18 protein-coding genes and 2 tRNA genes are annotated in these 18,283 nt (G+C 49.4%); 14 read left to right on the top strand and 6 right to left on the bottom strand.

Features of this window, described 5'->3' with window-relative positions; translation table 11 throughout:
- Nucleotides 1–5 precede the first annotated feature (5 nt).
- The 3 genes from ACA108_13580 to ACA108_13570 are packed head-to-tail and all read left to right on the top strand — an operon-like array spanning nucleotide 6 to nucleotide 5,092.
- Nucleotides 6–386 carry a nitrite transporter gene (locus tag ACA108_13580; GenBank protein XEX94419.1) on the top strand — a complete coding sequence of 127 codons (381 nt, stop codon included), beginning with the start codon at nucleotides 6–8 and terminating at the stop codon, nucleotides 384–386.
- The gene (locus ACA108_13575; protein ID XEX94418.1) at nucleotides 383–3,109 is read left to right on the top strand and encodes a host specificity factor TipJ family phage tail protein; all 2,727 of its coding nucleotides are present in this window, start codon (nucleotides 383–385) and stop codon (nucleotides 3,107–3,109) included. The genes ACA108_13580 and ACA108_13575 overlap by 4 nt, the downstream gene beginning before the upstream one ends.
- Before the next feature lie 57 nt (nucleotides 3,110–3,166).
- Nucleotides 3,167–5,092, top strand: a complete 1,926-nt coding sequence (locus tag ACA108_13570) for a hypothetical protein (GenBank protein XEX94417.1) — start codon at nucleotides 3,167–3,169, stop codon at nucleotides 5,090–5,092.
- Between the two features lie 40 nt (nucleotides 5,093–5,132).
- On the opposite strand, the gene ACA108_13565 is transcribed toward ACA108_13570, so the two are convergent.
- Nucleotides 5,133–6,104, bottom strand: coding sequence for an acyltransferase family protein (locus tag ACA108_13565; GenBank protein XEX94416.1), 972 nt, complete (start codon nucleotides 6,102–6,104; stop codon nucleotides 5,133–5,135).
- 252 nt (nucleotides 6,105–6,356) lie between these two features.
- On the opposite strand from ACA108_13565, the gene ACA108_13560 reads away from it, so the two are divergent.
- The 8 genes from ACA108_13560 (at nucleotide 6,357) to ACA108_13525 (ending at nucleotide 11,413) form a co-directional block, all read left to right on the top strand.
- On the top strand, nucleotides 6,357–6,596 hold the full coding sequence (locus tag ACA108_13560; GenBank protein ID XEX94415.1) for a DNA polymerase V: 240 nt from the start codon (nucleotides 6,357–6,359) through the stop codon (nucleotides 6,594–6,596).
- 149 nt (nucleotides 6,597–6,745) lie between these two features.
- Nucleotides 6,746–6,913 (top strand): hypothetical protein, encoded by a 168-nt coding sequence (locus ACA108_13555; GenBank protein XEX94414.1) that lies wholly within the window; start codon nucleotides 6,746–6,748, stop codon nucleotides 6,911–6,913.
- Between the two features lie 620 nt (nucleotides 6,914–7,533).
- A complete protein-coding gene (locus tag ACA108_13550) occupies nucleotides 7,534–7,728 on the top strand; it encodes a DUF333 domain-containing protein (protein ID XEX98112.1) in 195 nt (64 codons plus the stop codon).
- A 175-nt stretch (nucleotides 7,729–7,903) separates the two neighbouring features.
- A tRNA-Ile gene (locus ACA108_13545) sits at nucleotides 7,904–7,979 on the top strand.
- 3 nt (nucleotides 7,980–7,982) lie between these two features.
- Nucleotides 7,983–8,057: transfer RNA gene (locus tag ACA108_13540), tRNA-Gly, on the top strand.
- Between the two features lie 1,045 nt (nucleotides 8,058–9,102).
- Nucleotides 9,103–10,140, top strand: coding sequence for a fimbrial protein (locus ACA108_13535; protein ID XEX94413.1), 1,038 nt, complete (start codon nucleotides 9,103–9,105; stop codon nucleotides 10,138–10,140).
- 166 nt (nucleotides 10,141–10,306) lie between these two features.
- Nucleotides 10,307–10,417, top strand: a complete 111-nt coding sequence (locus ACA108_13530) for a hypothetical protein (protein XEX98111.1) — start codon at nucleotides 10,307–10,309, stop codon at nucleotides 10,415–10,417.
- 420 nt (nucleotides 10,418–10,837) lie between these two features.
- Nucleotides 10,838–11,413: a UPF0149 family protein gene (locus ACA108_13525; protein XEX94412.1), complete on the top strand. Its 576-nt coding sequence runs from the start codon at nucleotides 10,838–10,840 to the stop codon at nucleotides 11,411–11,413.
- Between the two features lie 57 nt (nucleotides 11,414–11,470).
- Here the strand turns inward: ACA108_13525 and ftnA are convergent, their stop codons facing one another.
- A complete protein-coding gene (gene ftnA, locus ACA108_13520; protein ID XEX94411.1) occupies nucleotides 11,471–11,968 on the bottom strand; it encodes a non-heme ferritin in 498 nt (165 codons plus the stop codon).
- Between the two features lie 175 nt (nucleotides 11,969–12,143).
- Nucleotides 12,144–12,488 (bottom strand): YecR family lipoprotein, encoded by a 345-nt coding sequence (gene yecR, locus ACA108_13515; GenBank protein XEX94410.1) that lies wholly within the window; start codon nucleotides 12,486–12,488, stop codon nucleotides 12,144–12,146.
- Between the two features lie 328 nt (nucleotides 12,489–12,816).
- Between yecR and ACA108_13510 the strand changes: the two genes are divergently transcribed.
- Nucleotides 12,817–13,455 carry an RpiB/LacA/LacB family sugar-phosphate isomerase gene (locus ACA108_13510; protein XEX94409.1) on the top strand — a complete coding sequence of 213 codons (639 nt, stop codon included), beginning with the start codon at nucleotides 12,817–12,819 and terminating at the stop codon, nucleotides 13,453–13,455.
- Nucleotides 13,456–13,650: 195 nt separating this feature from the next.
- Here ACA108_13510 and ACA108_13505 read toward each other — a convergent pair whose 3' ends face one another.
- Nucleotides 13,651–15,069, bottom strand: a complete 1,419-nt coding sequence (locus tag ACA108_13505; protein ID XEX94408.1) for an MFS transporter — start codon at nucleotides 15,067–15,069, stop codon at nucleotides 13,651–13,653.
- Nucleotides 15,070–15,284: 215 nt separating this feature from the next.
- On the opposite strand from ACA108_13505, the gene azuC reads away from it, so the two are divergent.
- The gene (azuC, locus tag ACA108_13500; GenBank protein XEX98110.1) at nucleotides 15,285–15,368 is read left to right on the top strand and encodes a stress response protein AzuC; all 84 of its coding nucleotides are present in this window, start codon (nucleotides 15,285–15,287) and stop codon (nucleotides 15,366–15,368) included.
- 184 nt (nucleotides 15,369–15,552) lie between these two features.
- The gene (locus ACA108_13495) at nucleotides 15,553–15,804 is read left to right on the top strand and encodes a DUF2766 family protein (protein XEX94407.1); all 252 of its coding nucleotides are present in this window, start codon (nucleotides 15,553–15,555) and stop codon (nucleotides 15,802–15,804) included.
- Between the two features lie 66 nt (nucleotides 15,805–15,870).
- Here ACA108_13495 and ACA108_13490 read toward each other — a convergent pair whose 3' ends face one another.
- A complete protein-coding gene (locus ACA108_13490) occupies nucleotides 15,871–17,214 on the bottom strand; it encodes an anaerobic C4-dicarboxylate transporter (GenBank protein XEX94406.1) in 1,344 nt (447 codons plus the stop codon).
- Nucleotides 17,215–17,338: 124 nt separating this feature from the next.
- Entirely contained in the window at nucleotides 17,339–18,193 is an 855-nt protein-coding gene (locus ACA108_13485) for a helix-turn-helix domain-containing protein (GenBank protein ID XEX94405.1), read from the bottom strand.
- Nucleotides 18,194–18,283: the final 90 nt, after the last annotated feature.

The following is an 18,283-nucleotide window of genomic DNA, read 5'->3' as shown; positions in this document are numbered from 1 at the left end:
CACCTATGTTCAATCCTGATAAATACCTTTCAGTTACCTGGCTGAAGGGCGGGCGCGCTTATCCTGAACTTGACTGTTTTGGCATCGTTAATGAAATCAGGCGCGATCTCGGGCTCAACGAATGGCCTGACTTCGCCGGAGTAACGAAAGACGAAGGCGGGCTGAACAGGGAAGCAAAGAGGCTCATGTTATCCCTGAGAAAGTGCGAACCGTGTATTGGTGCTGGTGTCGCTTGTTATTCCGCATCAACGGTGACCCATGTTGGCATAGTCGTTGAGATCGGCGGTCAACTGCATGTTGCGGAGTGCAATCCCGGGAAGAATGTTTCTTTTATTCCTCTGGCGCGCTTTAAACGGCGATTCATTAAAGTGGAGTTCTGGCAGTGACCATCAGAATTTATCCCTCTCGCTTACCCGGCGAACCGCTGGAAACCCACGAACATGGTGCGATCACTATCCATCAGTGGATGGCACGCAACGTTGAAAACTACCGGCCAGACATGAAACACCCGGTTGTGGTTGAGGTGAATGGAGAGAATATCCCGGCCACCGCATGGTTTGACTATGCTATCAAGCCAGAGAGTGACGTCAGGATTTACCCCGTCCCGTATGGAACGGGTCTTGAAATTGCCGCCTGGATTGCTGTGGCTGTGTCTGCGGCTTCTGTAGCCTACACGCTCTTTTTCGCACCCGGTGTTGGTGACTCTGGCAGCTATAATTCCGGCTCCGGTAATCAGCTTGATGTTAACCCTGCAAAAGCCAACCAACCCAAGCTTGGCGACCCTATCCGTGAATTGTTTGGCCGCCGCCGTATCTATCCGGATTACGTAGTCCAGCCGGTAACACGCTTTGACCCAGATGATCCAACGATCATGACTGTGGAAATGTTTGTTTGCCTCGGTGTTGGCAAGTTTTCTTATACCGATGGTGACAAGCGAGTTGGTTCCACGCCAATATCGTCGCTGGGTGATGGTTTTTCATCTGCTGATTATCTTCCGGGAGAGGATGTTTCTGGTGATCGCCGAAGCGAAAACTGGTTCAACTCGACAGAAGTCGGAGGAACATCCTCCGGTGCCGGGCTTGATATGGCACAGACAGCGCCGGACAGCGACGATGTTGTTGCGAAATCGCTAACTGTGTCAGGCCCAACGATAACTTTCAATGGTCTGAGCACGGATGACGGCGACGAGACAACAAACGATCTGCCTGACTCGTGGGTTGAAGGGGCGACGGTTGATGTTATTGTCCCGGATTCATACGTCGTAACCAATGACGGCGCCTACAGTCGAATAACCAGTGATGTTCTTGCAGAAATTGCACCTTACCTTGGGATGCCTGTTTCCATCTGGCACAACAGCTCAGACTATGAGCTCTTCATTGCATCCTATATTCCTCATGCCGACGCTACCGGCAGTGAGGATGAGGTAACCGCTTCTATCACCCTGGCCTATGACAGCGCCACCGGCACGGCATTTACCGGTATTCCTGAAGGTCTTATCCGCCTTTCCGTATCGCATGCCGGAAGCGAATATAAAATATTTGAAGTGGATGGTTCGACTACAACACTGCAGCGCCTTATCGATGGTGTAGTGGATCCAGACTGGCCAGGTTTTTCACCAAGGACGGTTCTGGACTTCTCTGCCTCTGGCCTGAATGAAAACGATGCGTGGATGGGCCCGTTCCTGGCATGCCCAGAAAACGAAACCTGCGATATGTTCGAGGTGAATTTCTTCTTCCCGAGCGGGATTTGTGGCTACAAGGATAGCGGCGGTAAAAAGAACCGGCAGGTGTTATGGGAGATCCAGCACCGCGTTTATGGTTCTGGTTCCGGATGGACAAGCACCACCGGGACGTATGACATGAAGAACATCAACGGGCTGGGATTCACTGAACGAGTGACACTGAGCTCGCCGGGGCTGGTAGAGGTGCGCTGTCGTCGAACGAATGAGCAGGGCGAAGACAATTCCCGGGACAGTATGTACTGGCAGGCACTGCGCGGTCGTCTGTTGGCGCGCCCAGTTTCTTACCCTGCCGTCACCACAATGGGGGTCACGGTAGAAACGGGAGGCAAGCTGGCTGCCCAGTCAGATCGCAGGGTGAATATAGTGGCCACGCGAATTTATGATGAAGGCACCGAACGTACCATTTCTGCTGCACTTAAGCATGTGGGAAACTCTATTGGCCTGGATATGGATATCGAGGCGATTGAAGAGCTGGAAGAAACTTACTGGACGCCGAACAGCGAGTTTTTCGATTTTGAAACCAATGACAGCACGTCTACGTTATCGATTCTCCAGACGATAACCAACGCCGGGAAAAGCTATTTTCTTTTGTCCGATGGGCTGGCGTCTGTAGCTCGGGAAGGCGTAAAGCCCTGGACTGGAATAATCAGCCCACAGGAAACAATAGACCAGCTTCAGACCGCGTTCGTTGCTCCTTCGGCAGATGACTATGACGGTGTCGATGTGACCTATATCAACGGCTCAACATGGGCAGAGGAAACGGTTCAGTGCCGGACAAGCGATAATCCCACCCCGCTTAAGGTGGAAGATTACACTCTCGACGGAGTTCTGGATCGTGACCATGCATACCAGATTGGCATGCGCCGGCTGATGAAGTATCTGCAGCAGCGCCTGACCCACACCACAACAACGGAGATGGACGCGCTCTGCTATAACGTTGGCGACCGCATTGTCTTTACTGATGATATCCCAGGAAGCAAAACGATAAGCACGCTGGTGGAGGACATAGACACCTCCGGCGGGGTGACAACATTCAGTGTTAGTGAAAAACTGGACTGGTCGTTTGCCAACCCACGCGCGCTGATCCGTTATCAGGATGGGTCCGCATCCGGGTTGCTTGTGGCTACCAGAGTTGACGAATATTCGTTATCTGTCCCTGAACAGTCAGCGTTCGACAACATCATAATGAACGATGGTGCAATAGAACCACCCCGTCTGATTTTTTGTGATTCGTCCCGGGTTGGCTACAACGGAATTATCTTTGAGATAGCCCCGCAATCTGACGGCACCTGTGAGGTCACGGCAAAAGAATATAAAGACAGCTTTTACAAGTACGACAATGCGATTTACCCCGGCAATCTTTCCTGAACTGAACCCCTAATTTAACAACCCGCTACGGCGGGTTTTTTCGTTTATGAGGCCCAAATGACGACTTACAATACCCGCAATCCGCTGGGGTCTGCTGCTGCAAAAGATTTGTATGATAACGCTGAAAATATGGATCACCGCGAAAATGACCGCGTTAATGAGGTCTGGGATGATCGCTTTGGAACCTCTCGGTTGACGTGGTATGGAATCGAAAAACAGAACGAACGGGCAATCGCTTCTTATGGGTGGATACTAATTGATTCATTCCAGGATGGGGCCACACTAACGCTTCCTAATCAGGTTCTTCGCTGGGCATTGCCTGATGGCGACGGTGAGTATTATCGCTGGGATGGCGTATTTCCGAAAGATGTTCCGGCTGATTCCACTCCAGAATCGACAGGGGGTATTGGCACTGGCGCATGGATTGGAGTTGGTGATGCATCGCTTAGATCAAATCTTTCTGCCTCTGGCGGCGCACAACTCGTAGGAAACGCAGCAATAGCCGTGCGAGACATGACAACGCTGAAGGCGGCGGCATGGACTAAGGTTGGGCAACTTTATGACTTGCAGAGTTATGTTGATATATCCAGCGGTGGGCGAGGGTACTGGCTTGCTGTAGAAACAAGCGGTGTGACGCCGAATGACATTGATGCGGTGCAGTCAACGGCGAATACGAATGTTTCATTTGTGTTCCAACCGACGAATGGCGTAGTGGACATCAGGCAACTAGGTGCGGTGGGTGGCGGGGATGTTACCGCTATACTTAATCGTGTGATGTCTAATAATTCATATCGAATCGTAACTGCGTCTAAACAGATTGGTGATGATGCATTTGTATGTAGTGGCACAGTAAATCTTGTCAAAAGTTTTATTTGCGAAGGCGTTCCGCAATTTGACTTCGCCTCGACGGCGGTCGATACACCATCGTTCTACTCTGGGAATACAACCATAAGTGATGTTGAATTTTCTGGTTTTGAAATACTTAATTCACAGCATGTTGCTCTGAGAGGAAAGGGAGATCGGGTAACCATTCGAAGGATTAAATGTACTAATTCCAAAGTACAAGCGATCAACTGGCAGGGGAATAACTGGTCAATAACATATTGTCATGTAAGTGGTGTGGCTGGTGAGTTCGGTATTCTTAATGGTGGCAACTCCCAAGAGGTTGAAATTGCTTTTAACTTTGTGGAAGGTGTAACTAATGGAGGTGCTTACGAGTTAGGATATACAGCATCAGACGCAAGGGTTCATCACAATAGCTCACGGAATTGCAAGATTGCATTCCAGCTTTATCAGCACACTACTGGTGGAGTATCTACAGCAAGTGATGTGACAGTGTGTGATAACAATTTTAAAAGTTCATCACTTCATGCAATTCATGTCAATTGTGGCGTTACTGGCGATGGGTTCTTTATCAGAAACGTAAGAATAGAAAGGAATAACATTAACACCGCGGGTACAACAGGGATTCTTATCGAGAAAGGATCCACTGACACCCTGCTAATTGACAACGTGATTACTGATGTTACAGGTAACTTTGCAATACAAGTTACTTCCTTTCTAGGATATCTGGAGATACATGGTGGGTTCCTGACAAGATGCAATCAAGGTATTTACATGCAGCAGGATGGCATGGATGTTAACGGAGTTAGAATATTCAACATGACATATGATGCGATCGCGTGGCCGATTGGAAATGCTTTCACATCACAATCAATTCGCAATTGTTATATTAGAACAATAGGCCGTGATTTTATTCGTAATTTCAACTATGCGTCATATCCAACCATAAAAGATTTCAATAACATAAAAATGCCATTAACCGGAGTAGCGCAGATGAACGGCGCAACAGTTGTTGCAGGCCAAGTTTATTTTATCGATACCGCCGCCAGCGGTCAGGCGCCTGGGTTCTATGTCATTGGGAGCGGTGTGGTTGGTTCAGGGGCTTTAACAAGGAATATGGCTGCATTATCCTCCTCATAGATGAAGGGGCGAAAGCCCCTTTTGTTTATAACTGCAAGCATTAACTACAACTAATTGTTTGACCATTTGGTTGGTTTTTTTTGTTTGATAAAAAATCCATCAAAGGTTTTTCTACTGTTCTGTTTATGAATATTCCAACGAATACGCATATCAATGTGATTAAGATGACGGAAATTTCAGTATTTTCTATGCTTACTTGGTTGGCTGTTCTGGTGGCTTTTATTGCATAAGAGAAATAAATATGTGATAAATAGATGCTGAATGATGCATCCCCGACAGTATGTAATGCTTTATATAAATAACCACTGCCTTCTTTTGTGTATATTGCAAAGGTTATGAGTATCATTGCCGGTATGCCAAATCTATAAATCCTAGCATCATCCATAATATTAAGAGCTACATAGGTGATAGCTATAGCGATTAATACTAGTAGTCTAAAGTCTATAAACGCTTTTACGTTTACCTTTTGATAAACTACAGCTATGATGCAACCAGCTGCAAAGTCAATCATAAGCGTGTCGCCTAAAATATAACCCAAGTGAATCCATCCATATCTAGGGGATACCCCTATTTGATATATTGTGATGTACAAGGCGGCGGCAATCATTGAAACGGTTATGAGGCAAGCCTTGACGTTATTTTTGCTAATTAATAATGAAATGGCAAAGAACACATAAAATATCATTTCGTAAACCAGAGTCCATGCCGGGCCATTGGCAAGCTCATGATGGCTTTTACCGAATGATGGTAATAAAAGAATATTACTAAGTAATGGATATATGTCTTTAAGGTTTACATACATCAAGATAAGAGGTAGGGATATAATAAAATAAAGAGGGATAATTCTCTTAACACGACCAATGAAAAATGTAACTGGGCCGCGCTTTTCAGTCTGAGTGTAAACCATCAGGAACCCACTCAGGACAAAGAATATATCCACACCAAAGCCGCCATTGAATTTAAAAATGCCACCGAAAACGGATCCCCAAAAGTGGTTAGTGACAACCATCATTGCGGCTACCCCTCGTAGTATCTGGAGGCTGTGGATTTCACTTCTCATCCCATTTCCCTAATGAAATTTTTGCAGAGGCCGCATAGGCATGCTGTTAAAAGAAGGCGCTGCAACAATGGCTTGCGCATTTAAAATTCGTTTATGTTAATAGGCCAGAAGTTTAGCACCTCAGACGAGTCTGATCAGCACTTGATCAACTACCAGTTTTGAAATACTGTTTATGCATACAGTATTTTGATAAAGGAGTTCATCATGCCGCGAGACTATGACATCAGGGGTGCGTTCGTAAGCGCCATTAAGCAAGACCCGGTGCGGGGCCAGGTAGTATCAGCTGCCGACTTTGTGCGCGAGCTTGAAAAGGTCAATCATCACTGGTCGCTGAAACAGTCCAACGACTGGATAGAGTTCTATCAGGGTTCGTTCCGCGACTACACGCCGCACGAAGGTGAGAACAAAGTTTACTTCATGATGAACATGGGCGGGGTGAGATAATGGGCTTTCCATCTCCAGCAAAAGATTACACAGAGACCACGCTCACTCTAAACAATTTGCTAGGCCTTGGCGGCAACAGGCAAGCCATCGAAACATCATCAGGGTACGCCGTCATAGATAAGACTATGCGTTGTGAGCCTGGGTGCGTAGTGCTAATCGCTACAGAAGGCCGCAACGAATTCGCGAAGGTGATGGGCGGCGCGCTGATTACTGAAGATGGCGAAGCGATAGAGGGAGAGGCTCTGGATGATGTTACCGTAATGGGCCGCGTCGTATTCCTTATCGAGCGTATGCATGATCATAACTTGCCGTTCTGAACGATGCCCGGAGTGGTGAGTTCGACGATGTGCCCATCATGTAAATGATGGGGTTTTAAACTTCGCCATTGCTGGAGATCGAGAACGATAACATATTGATTTTATAGCTGTGTGAATTTGAGTTTATTGGCGAAGAATTCCCATAACTTATTGAAATTACTAAAATACACACGCGATTTAAAATCCCTCGGCTTATGGCCTTGTGGGTTCAAGTCCCACCCCGGGCACCACGGGAATAAAAAGAATAAAATCAATGATAAGCAGTGTCGTGTAAACCTCCTACGGGAGGTTTTTTATTGCCACAAACCAACCATTTCATAATACTCTTTCATAATATTCTACTGCCCACCTACAACCGGAACGACTGCAATTTTCCTGTCATATCGTGCAGTCTGTTGGACTGACCCCGGCCCGGTAGACGATCCTGCCCTATAGTTTGAGCATAGGGGGAGCGTATGGGCATACAAAAATGGAAGCAATACGCTGTCTGAAGTGCTACATCGTTCGTGAACTATATCCATTGATTTTATCGGATCTCGCATATGCCAATCGCCCCCTCTTGACATAGGAGCGTCAATACGGTGGCTGAATCGTTCTTCAGTTCACTGAAATAAGAACGCATCAGGAAGAGAATATGCAAAACCCGGGATCTGGCCCCGGCGTCACAGTCACCTCGGCGGTGCCAGTCCGGTAAGCTTGAAATCGTTAAGAATCCAGAAGGTGAGGTTCGGCACTGTAACCTTCCATCAGGTGAACGAATAGAGGAGTTGACGCTTTTCCAGCGTGATAATTCGCATGAGACTACTTCGAAGTAATTAACATATTTAATTAATAGCGAGATTGTTTTTTGCTGCATCATGAAATAAGCACATTGCTAATCCAATAAACTTGGGGTGGCTTGTTCGTTGATGTGCTTGTTTCATAAAGAGTTACACTTTGCAAAAAATATATTGTTTACTGAGTTGCCCAATAAACTTATTCTTAAGTCAAGGCCCTTTAGCTCAGATGGAAGAGCGCGCGACTCATAATCGTTATGACGCTGGTTCAAATCCAGCAAGGGCCGCCAGTTGCGGTCATCGTATAATGGCTATTACCTCAGCCTTCCAAGCTGATGATGCGGGTTCGATTCCCGCTGACCGCTCCAGATTCAGCCTTACCACCTGCGATGATGGGTTACCCTGAGTGGTGGAAAGACGTCTTCATTGAAACCTAGCTACGGCGTAACACCGTTCAATTAAGATGTTTTGAGTGAACAGGGTACTGGGTTTTTGAGATCCCTACGGCCCTTTCTTTGGGCCGTTTTATTTTCTCCGGCAGGATGAACTGCTCCACATCCTCCCGCATTTTTCGCAGTTTTATACCTGCCGGATCGTTCAACCGATCATTTTACTTAACCGATCGGTGTTACGCTACGGCGGGGTTTTTATTATTTGCAATGTCTACCAGCGCAATTTGCGCGCTATCAGACGCCAAAACCCACTTTCTTTTTGCTGTCGTGCTGAACTAGAGTTATCTGTATGTCATCAGTTAACGAAACGGAAATTAACCATATTAAAACAGCAGAATATGACATATACCGCGAACATTCTTTAGCGCGGCCTAAGTTACAAAAACGGGAAGTCAAATAGAGTACCTGGCCGGTCTTATGCAGAACAACATTGACTGCTGCCAGCTGATGCTGACACAGCTAGTCATGGTCGGGCTTGCGGCAGAAGATGAGAGCGGAGAGAACGTCAAACACCGCCAGTAGCTGGTGGATTTTTGCAGTGAAATGGGCGGCTAATGGGTGTTGGATGCATCCGCCAGCTATTCGCTCATGCCAGAGGTCACAGGCGAACCATGGCCTACCGCTTTAACGATAAAGCAGAGTGAGCTTAGTTTACGGATGCCTATTGATCTATGAATTTTACTGTAAATTTATCCAGCCCTGGCATTTTTTGTATATGATTGTCGGGCCTTCCTTGCAAAAATGGACTACCATAAAGTGATATTAATGATACTGTTACATGCATTGAGGAGAATAATTGATGAATAGATCAACTAGACAACTAAAAGAAACAACTCGCTTTATTTTATGGTCGAGTTCGAAACATTAAAAACGATAGCAGGTTATATGGCTGAGAAAAATTATCCATTTCAGCACCGTATTGCAGGCTTTATGCGGCAGATGATTTTGGAGGGGTTAATAAGTGAGGAATAGTAAAGTATTTTTTGTTTCCATCTGTTGTTGTATTGCTTTTTTTTCAGAGCCAGCATTTTCGAATGGGAATTGTCACGGCACTTCTGGCCCAAATGCAGTTTCGGTAAACATTGGAAATCTAAATATAACCGATCCTGAAAAAAACACGGTTGGTTATTCTGTAGACCCGGTAGATACATGGGATGGTCTTAGCACAACCATGTCTTGTAATTGCGGCAGCGCAACGAATGTTATCTGGACCTTTACTGCACAAATGTATCTTCCTCCGTCAGCAGCTGGTGATGGATGGTATTCAGTTAACAATTATATTGATGCGAAAATAAGAATTTCAGATAAGTATTGGGATGTGCCGAAAGATATACCATTTTCAAATCAGGCGACGTCGGGCAATGTGACAAAATGTAATAGCGCTCCTGTAACTCAGCCAGCTGCGACAGGAACACATGGTAATATGGCATTACGCATCAGCAAACCTTTTGTCGGCACAACCTTTATCCCAAATATGAAATTAGCCTCAGTCTATAGCTGCATGGCGAATGATGGGCAATGTATACCAGACGGTAGTCCAACAATGGATTACTATTTTTCAGGCACAGTTACAGTACCTCAAAATTGTATTGTAGGTGCAGGCACACAATTGGTCGTTTCGCTAGGGTCATTTTTCTCCGGAGATTTTGAAGTCGCTGGACAAAAGCCACAAAGTTATACGCCTAAAACATTCAACGTTCCAATTCAGTGTAACGATCTTAGTGCGACAGCTAATTTGACACTGCGCCTCCAGGGAACACCTTCTGCTGACGTACCTAATGCCCTACAGTCTGATAATCCTGATGTAGGTGTAGTGGTCACTGATGGCAGCGGCAGCCCACTTGTCCCTAACGACAGCAGCAGCGTTATTCCATTCCAGCTGGATGACAGCAATCGAGCCAACGTCACATTGCATGCTTATCCGGTAGGAACAACAGGCAATACACCAGAGGTCGGTCAGTTCACAACACTTGCTTATCTGCGTGTGGATTTTTCCTGATGTCCTGACAGATACCTGTCTGGGGCTAAATGAAGCTCAGATGCTGTATCGCATGGACAAATAGAAGGCAAAAGTAAAGCGCTGGAGCATATCCAGCGATCCCAAAGCAGTGTTCTATCTCGAAAATACTATTGAGTTTATAAAAGCTTTGGCCCATGAGAACAGGATGTATGTTCAAATCACTCCCTACAATGAAAGCCCCGTGCAAACTACTTTCGATTTGGCCGGGTTATCGGAAGCATTAATGCCGCTTCAAAAAGCCTGTGCTTGGAAATAAATACTGATCTAGCCCCATGTGCCTGGGGGTTTTTCCCGCAACAAAAAGAATGATGAGGTCTGGTAAGTTGAGTGGATCAACTGACTTTAAAGCTCTTTAAAAATAGCGGTGAAAAACAAGTGAGAAGCTGCTATATTACGCATCGCTATTTAAATAATATTAATATAATCATAAGGTTATGATTTGTAAAAACTGTGGTTGGTTTTTGAAATCCCTCAGCTTATTGTCTTGTGGGTTCAAGTCCCACCCCGGACACCACGGGAATAAAAATAATAAAATCAATGAGAAGCCGCGTCGTGTGTACCTCCTACGGGAGGTTTTTTAATGCCTGCGATTTCCCTTTTCTCCCGTATTCTCTAATATTCGCCTCTCATCTACCGGCTTGCGTCGGCAAAATTTACCCCAACTGGAGTCCGCATAATGAACCAGGGACCGTTAACCGAAGAAGAAATCGAATGGCTTGATGTCGTGCTGACGAAGCACGCTACCGAGCGTTCCATCATGGATATGGCTGAAATGGACGGCATGCTCACCGCCATTCTCTCCGGGCCGAAGGATGTGGGGCCGGAAGCCACGTTTGAGGCATTCTGGGGCGCAGAGGGCGATCAGCCGCTGTGGGAATCTAAGGACGAGCTGAAAACATTTGTCGAACTGACCTTCAGGCACGTCAACGACATTGCAGAGCGCCTTAGCAGCTACCCCGAACAGTATGAACCGCTGTTTGGCGTAAGCCTCGTGGAGGAGCAGGAGTTGACCATCGTTGAAGAGTGGTGCTTTGGCTATATGCGCGGCGTGCTGCTGTGGGAAGTCGATCCGCTGCCGACCGAGCTGGTCGCGATGATGGAGCCGATTGCCCTGCACGGTCTGGAAGAGCGGTTTGACGACCTGGACACCATGACCCATGAAGACTTCTTAGACAGCATTGAGAAGATCAAACCAGCGGCGCTCAGCATCCTGGCCTACTGGCAAAGCAAGCAGAACGCTAACCTGCACTAATCACAAACGAAAAAGGCCGGGATTCTCCCCGGCCTTTTGGTCATGCATCTATAAATATCAGGCCTGCGTATCCAGCGTAGAAAGCTCTTTATCTACGAAATACAATCCTTCGCCGCTTTTGCCAACCAGGCTCAGTTTATCCAGCACGGATTTAAACAGTTTCTCTTCTTCATGCTGCTCAGAAACATACCATTGCAGGAAATTAAAGGTTGGATAATCCTGCGACGTCATGGCGGCGTGGGCCAGCTCGTTAATCTGGCGGGTAATTAACTGCTCGTGCTCATAGGTGGCATTAAACAGCGCGTCCAGTGAAGCATATTCATTAACTGGCGCAGGTACGGCGTTAATGCGCGGCATATTTCCGGTATCGGTTAAATAGGCAAACAGGCGCTGCATATGCTCCATCTCTTCCTGAGCGTGGCGGCGCAGGAAGGCGGCAGCCCCTTCAAAACTGTGGTAGCAGCACCATGCGCTCATCTGCTGATACAGCAGGGAGGAATAGAGTTCAAGGTTCATCTGCTCGTTTAGTTTCTCAACCATTTCTGCTTTCAGCATGGCGTGCTCCATTTTATTTTGCGGGCCGATAGTAGTGCTACTTTATTTTTATAATGTCCATATTGCAAATAGATTGTTAATTATTTTAGCGTAATGAGAATGGTTGTTAATGTTATTCATCTTACTTCTATTATTTATCTGAATATTTGCCGCCGGTAATTTAGCGGCAAATAAATTACTGCACGATTAAATTATCCCGCACGTATTTTTCCATGCCAATTCCCTGGCACTGATATTCCAGCGTAACCTGCTGGCTCAGGCACAGCGAACCGCCGGTAACGCTGCAGGTTGTGATCGGCTCGCCGTAGGGCAGGGCGGAGATATAGCCCCACTGCTGGCACTGGTGGCTGGCAGCCGACAAGGCGATGAAGGTATCCACCCGGGCATTTTGCAGCGGTGATTTATCGAAGCCCAGGCGCACAACGCCCGCCACTTCGCTGCCTTTTACCGGCTCCGGCGTTTTATTGATGGTGCAGCCGCTCATTAACAGGGCGGTCAGTAAAGCAATTGAACGGTACATAATTGAAGTCTCGGCTGGCACTTTCTGCCAGTCTAGCACGCCGGGAATTTTGTAAATCAGCCGCAGCAGAAAGCGAAAAAATTTCGCTTTAAATCACGAAAATAACTGCTCTTAAGCCAAATTGCTTCGCTAATAAAGGCCGTTTTGACTTCGGGTGGATCTCGTTCCTGCAAGGGGGACAACGAGAAATGTGAGCCCGGCTAAATTTATGAAACTATTTTTCATTAAATTTGAAAGTCCGTTTGCGAGATAGTATGGTTAGGCCATACTTTGCTATCCAGTCGTTACAGTTCACGGGAATGCCCGTGCCCAACCAGGAGACGAACAGATGAAAATTGCACTGATGATGGAAAACAGTCAGGCGGGCAAAAATGCCACCATCCTTAACGAATTGCAGGCCGTGGCTTCTGAAAAAGAGTACCCGGTTTACAACGTGGGGATGAGCGACGAGCAGGATCACCACCTGACCTATATCCATCTGGGCATTATGGCCAGCATCCTGCTGAATTCAAAAGCGGTTGATTTTGTCGTGACCGGCTGCGGCACGGGCCAGGGCGCGATGATGTCTCTGAATATTCACCCGGGCGTGGTCTGCGGCTACTGCCTGGATCCGGCGGATGCTTTCCTGTTCTCTCAAATCAACAACGGTAACGCGCTGTCCCTGGCCTTCGCGAAAGGCTTTGGCTGGGGTGCCGAGCTGAACGTGCGCTATATGTTTGAGAAAGCTTTCACCGGCCGTAAAGGCGAAGGCTATCCGGCAGATCGTAAAGAGCCGCAGGTTCGCAACGCGGGCATCCTTAACCAGGTTAAAGCTGCCGTGGTGAAAGAGAACTACCTCGATACGCTGCGCGCCATCGATCCTGAGCTGGTGAAAACCGCCGTTACCGGCGAGCGTTTCCAGAAATGCTTCTTCGAAAACTGCCAGAACAAAGAGATTGAAGCCTTCGTGCGTGAAATCCTTGCCTGATGGATGAGAAGGCCAGCGTAAGCTGGCCACAGACTGATGACAAACCTAAACAGAATGGGATTCGAACAGATCTCACCGAATAAATAACAAGGAAAATCAATTGATTGATTTTCGGCTGCTAATCACAAAGAAGGAAAAACCACGCTTTTTCCTTCTTTGTCAGCAATCTAAGGCCAGCGTAAGCTGGCCATTTTTTTACGCTTTATTCGACACCGTACTTCCCGCCGCTCGTGGCAGCCGCAGTAAATCAACCAGCCCCAGCAGACAAATCAGCGTAATCAGCACAAACGAAATTTTAATGCTCATTCCCGGGACGGGGCTCAGATCCAGCCAGCCGCTGATTTTTTCCCCGAGCCGGATGCCAATCGCCCCTAGCGTAATGCCGAGGCCGACCGACAGCTGCGTCGCCGTGCTGAACAGCGTATTGGCGTAGCTCATCTGGTTTGCAGGAATATCCGCAAAGGCCAGCGTGCTGATGCCGGTAAACTGCATCGAACGGAACATCCCGCCAAGAAAAAGAGTGATGATTGTCACCCACGTTGCGGTATGCGGCGTCAGGAATGCGCAGGCGAGCAGGGCGGCAACGTTCAGCAGGCCGTTAACGAGCAGCAGCTTTTTAAAACCCAGACGGCGGATAAGCCAGGTCGTGCCCGGTTTCATCGTCAGATTTCCCGCAAAGACCGCCAGCACCAGCAGCCCGGAGTGAAAGGCGTCCATACCAAATCCCACCTGAAACAGCAGCGGCAGCAAAAACGGCACGGCGCTGATGGAGGTGCGGAACAGCGATCCGCCGTACATCGTTACCCCGAAGGTCTGCACTTTTAGCGCATCCAGCCTGACCATCGGATGGGCGGCATGCCTGAAATGGCGGAGGGAAAAGCAGAGCGCCGCCGCGCCCAGCGCCAGCAGACCGCCGGTAGCCAGCAGGTCAATATGCTCGCCGCCCAGCCTCTCCAGCCCGTAGACCAGGCATACCATGGCAACCGCGGTGCTGACAAAGCCGATGCCGTCGAAGGGGCGCCGCTCGTCGTCGTGAATATCCGGAATTATTCGCCAGGCCTGCGCCATCGCGGCCAGGCCCAGCGGAAGATTAATATAGAAAATCCAGCGCCATGACGCATAGCTGGTAATAAACCCGCCCAGCGGCGGGCCAATAATCGGCGCGACAAGGGCAGGCCAGGTCAGGGTGGCAATCGCGGTAATCAGCTGGTGCTTTGGCGTGCTTCTCAAAACGGCGAGGCGGCCGACCGGCACCATCAGCGCACCGCCCACGCCCTGCAAAACGCGCATGGCAACAAACTGCTCAAGGCTGTTTGCCAGCCCGCAAAGCACGGAGGCGAGGGTAAAAATGCCCAGCGCGAGGGTAAAGACCTTTCTTGCACCGAAGCGGTCGGCAATCCAGCCGCTGGCCGGGATCAGTACCGCCAGCGTCAGCAGGTAGGCGCTCATGCCGATATTCAGATCCACCGCGTCAACGGCAAAAGTTCTGGCCATTTCCGGCAGCGCGGTGGCAATCACGGTCCCGTCCAGAAACTCCATGAAAAAGGCGCCGGCAACCAGCAGTGCGGTAGGGGAGAGGCCGCGTTTTTGCTGCGGGGAAGGGGAGTCAGACATGGTTGCCATCCGAAATCAAAATAATGTTTTAAAAATTTAGAGCTACAAATAACCCGTTAAGTGTTGGATCCGCAAGCTGTTTTATGTGAATGAGCTGTAAAATCCCCAGTTAAATTGTGTGATTCAGCTCACATAATGGTTGATTTGTGTGATGGAAGTCATATTATGAGCGCATAACGAGCAACACCTGCATAATTAAATACCGGAGCACACCCATGAAACTGCGCAAAATCCTGAAAAGCATGTTCGAAAACTACTGCAAAACCTTTAAAGATGTACCGCCGGGCGCCATGTTCTAAGCTGGTCCCGAGATAAAAAAACCTGCCGCGGCAGGTTTTTTTGTGCCTGAAATTCGCAGTTTTTCTTCAGCAGCCACTTTGAAAAACATACTAAAGATTTAAACGATGCTCTCCGGAATGGAATCTTGCCTCGCGATTGCTGCCGCGGGTACTATGGCGCGCATACTGAAACAGGAGATTAAAAATGTCTGAACAACTCTCTGCCGACCAGGAACTGGTTTCCGACGTGGTGGCCTGCCAGCTGGTTATTAAACAGATCCTCGACGTGATTGATGTGATAGCGCCGGTGGAAGTACGCGACAAAATGGCCGCGCAGCTGAAGTCGATTGATTTTGCCAGCCAGCCCGCAGCGGCAGACCCGGTGACCCGCCGTGCTATTCAGAAAGCGATTTCGCTGATTGAGCTTAAGTTTACGCCGCAGAACGAAGCGCACTAGCAGCACCCTCTCCATTCAGGGGCCCAGGGCGGATAAGCGTTAGCGTCATCCGCCGCATTTCCCTCATCAGAAGAACGTCATCACCAGCAGGTAGCTCGCCACGCAGGCACAGCTCACGCCGATTAAGCCCGGCAGGATAAAGCTGTGGTTGATGATGAACTTGCCGATTCGCGTGGTGCCCGAGCGGTCAAAGCCGATGCAGGCGAGATCGCTTGGGTAGGTCGGCAGCACAAAATAGCCGTAGGACGCCGGGAAGAAAGCGATCAGCATTTTCGGCTCTACCCCCAGCATCAGCCCCATAGGCGCTACCGCCGTCAGCGCGGCGGCCTGGCTATTCACCAGCTTCGAGACCAGGAACAGCACTAGCGCGTAGGTCCACGGGTGGCTTTTCACCACGCCTTCCAGCGCCATTTTCAGCTCATCCAGATGCGCCTGGAAAAAGGTGTCGCTCATCCACGCCACGCCGAACACCGAGAATATCGCCACCATGCCCGCTTTAAACACCGCCCCGTTGGAGATGGTTGTGGCGTTAACCTTACACGCTATCAGCATCACAGCCCCGGCAATCAGCATCATCATCTGAATCACCAGGTTCATGGAGAGCGGCTTCAGCGCGCCTTTTACCTCAAAGGCCGGGCGCAGCTGAGGCACGGCACCCAGCAGAACCACGATCAGAATGCCCGCGAAGAAAATCCATGTTGACCAGTACGCCTGCTTCGGGAAGGTCTGGTTCATCAGCGTTTCGCTGCTGCCGTAGATAAACTCCCGCTGTTTAGGGTCGGCAATTTTGGCCTGAAACTCTTCGTCGTCCGCCAGGTCTTTACCGCGGCGCAGGCTCCAGAGCGCGGCTATCAGCACGCCAAACAACGAGGCCGGCACCGACACGGAAAGAATTTCCAGGATGCCCCAGGCTCGCCCAATCCCGTGTCCTGCAGCAAGAATGGAGACCAGCGATACAACGGCCACCGATACCGGCGAGGCGGTGATCGCCATCTGCGAGGCAACAGACGCCACCGCCATCGGCCGTTCCGGGCGAATACCCTTTTTCAGCGCGATATCACCGATTATCGGGAACATCGTGTACACCACGTGCCCGGTCCCGCACAGGAAAGTCAGCGTCCAGGTGGTGAAGGGGGCGAGCAGGGTGATGTGCTGAGGGTGCCTGCGCAGCAGGCGTTCGGCAAACTGCATCATAACGTTGAGGCCGCCCGCCGTTTGCAGCGTGGCGGCGCAGCCGATAACCGCAAGGATGGTCAGCATGACGTCGACCGGCGGCTTGCCCGGCTCCAGTCCGAAGATAAAGGTCAGGATAAACAGGCCGATGCCGCTGATAAGCCCCAGCCCCATGCCGCCAAAGCGGGTGCCAACCAGCAGGCATAAAATGATGACGATAAACTCGATGGTAATCATGATAATCCTTTAAAAAATTGCCCTGCCGCTAAGCATTACAAAATGTAAGGATTATCTTTGAGACCCACGTCTGATTTGTTAAAACGCAATAAAAACAGATGCTTGATAACATTGTTGTAACAATTCAGCCAGGGCTGCGCGTGCGGCTTGTCTTGCGATACTGCAGCGGCGTCTGGCGCAGCAGCTTGCGGAAGCAGGTAATAAAATAGGTCACCTCGCTGAAGCCAACCGACGCCGCGATCTCGTCTACGCTCAGCGTGGTATTGCGCAGCAGGTCGCAGCTGCGTTTGATTCTGCGCGTCAGCAGGTACTCATGGATGCTGCCGCCGGTCTGCTGGCGAAAAACCCTGGAGGTATAGCTACGGGACAGGCCCATCGCCGAGGCAAGGTCGTCGAGGGAGAATTTGCTGGCATAGTTCGCCTCCACCCAGCTCATGATACGCGAGGCTACGGTCTGCGGGGCGGGGACAAGCGTCTGGGGCTGGGCGGGCAGGAACGCCATGATTTGCATGACCATAAAGGCCACTTCGCAGGCGGGCGTCTGGCCGTCGTGGCCTAAATCGTGAAACTGCCCGAGTATGCGCTCCATGAACGCCGCATGTTCGCTCAGGTCGTACACCTGGGCGGGAACGTTGCTGGCGGCCAGCGCGGCAAACTGCGCCTTGTGACGCGGAAACTCGCCCAGTGCGCTTTCTACTGCGGACTGCTCAATGTGCATGGTGGTGCGGTGATAGTGGTTTTTATCGCTGTCATCCACCTGGACCTTATGCAGGCGGAAGGGCGGGAAGATAAACAGGCGCCCCGGCCGCGCGGTGTAGTGCTGGTTATCGACCACCACAATGCCGTAGCCGCTGGAGATATACAGCAGCTCCACGCACTGATGCCAGTGGTAATAGGCCGCGCTCGTCGACCACATGCGGTTAAAAGAAATCGCCCGGCTGTCGAGCTTGATCCGCTCAAGACGCTGCGCTTCGTTCATCGATCCCCCAGGACAACAGATTTAAATTTTTACGCCATCATTTGCAATTTATTGCCCCGAAAGGGGCAAATATCCACTAATAATGAAATG

Source organism: Dryocola sp. LX212 (genome assembly GCA_041504365.1).
Taxonomy (GTDB): Bacteria; Pseudomonadota; Gammaproteobacteria; order Enterobacterales; family Enterobacteriaceae; genus Dryocola.
This window is presented reverse-complemented; position numbering and strand designations above follow the sequence as displayed.

Excerpts from the sequence above, each read along its gene's own strand:
- ACA108_13580 (XEX94419.1), top strand. The coding sequence starts at position 6 with ATGTTCAATCCTGATAAATACCTTTCAGTTACCTGGCTGAAGGGCGGG.
- ACA108_13570 (XEX94417.1), top strand. The coding sequence starts at position 3,167 with ATGACGACTTACAATACCCGCAATCCGCTGGGGTCTGCTGCTGCAAAA.
- ACA108_13565 (XEX94416.1), bottom strand. The coding sequence starts at position 6,104 with ATGATGGTTGTCACTAACCACTTTTGGGGATCCGTTTTCGGTGGCATT.
- ACA108_13560 (XEX94415.1), top strand. The coding sequence starts at position 6,357 with ATGCCGCGAGACTATGACATCAGGGGTGCGTTCGTAAGCGCCATTAAG.
- ACA108_13530 (XEX98111.1), top strand. The coding sequence starts at position 10,307 with ATGTATGTTCAAATCACTCCCTACAATGAAAGCCCCGTGCAAACTACT.
- ACA108_13525 (XEX94412.1), top strand. The coding sequence starts at position 10,838 with ATGAACCAGGGACCGTTAACCGAAGAAGAAATCGAATGGCTTGATGTC.
- ftnA (XEX94411.1), bottom strand. The coding sequence starts at position 11,968 with ATGCTGAAAGCAGAAATGGTTGAGAAACTAAACGAGCAGATGAACCTT.
- yecR (XEX94410.1), bottom strand. The coding sequence starts at position 12,488 with ATGTACCGTTCAATTGCTTTACTGACCGCCCTGTTAATGAGCGGCTGC.
- ACA108_13510 (XEX94409.1), top strand. The coding sequence starts at position 12,817 with ATGAAAATTGCACTGATGATGGAAAACAGTCAGGCGGGCAAAAATGCC.
- ACA108_13505 (XEX94408.1), bottom strand. The coding sequence starts at position 15,069 with ATGTCTGACTCCCCTTCCCCGCAGCAAAAACGCGGCCTCTCCCCTACC.
- azuC (XEX98110.1), top strand. The coding sequence starts at position 15,285 with ATGAAACTGCGCAAAATCCTGAAAAGCATGTTCGAAAACTACTGCAAA.
- ACA108_13495 (XEX94407.1), top strand. The coding sequence starts at position 15,553 with ATGTCTGAACAACTCTCTGCCGACCAGGAACTGGTTTCCGACGTGGTG.
- ACA108_13490 (XEX94406.1), bottom strand. The coding sequence starts at position 17,214 with ATGATTACCATCGAGTTTATCGTCATCATTTTATGCCTGCTGGTTGGC.
- ACA108_13485 (XEX94405.1), bottom strand. The coding sequence starts at position 18,193 with ATGAACGAAGCGCAGCGTCTTGAGCGGATCAAGCTCGACAGCCGGGCG.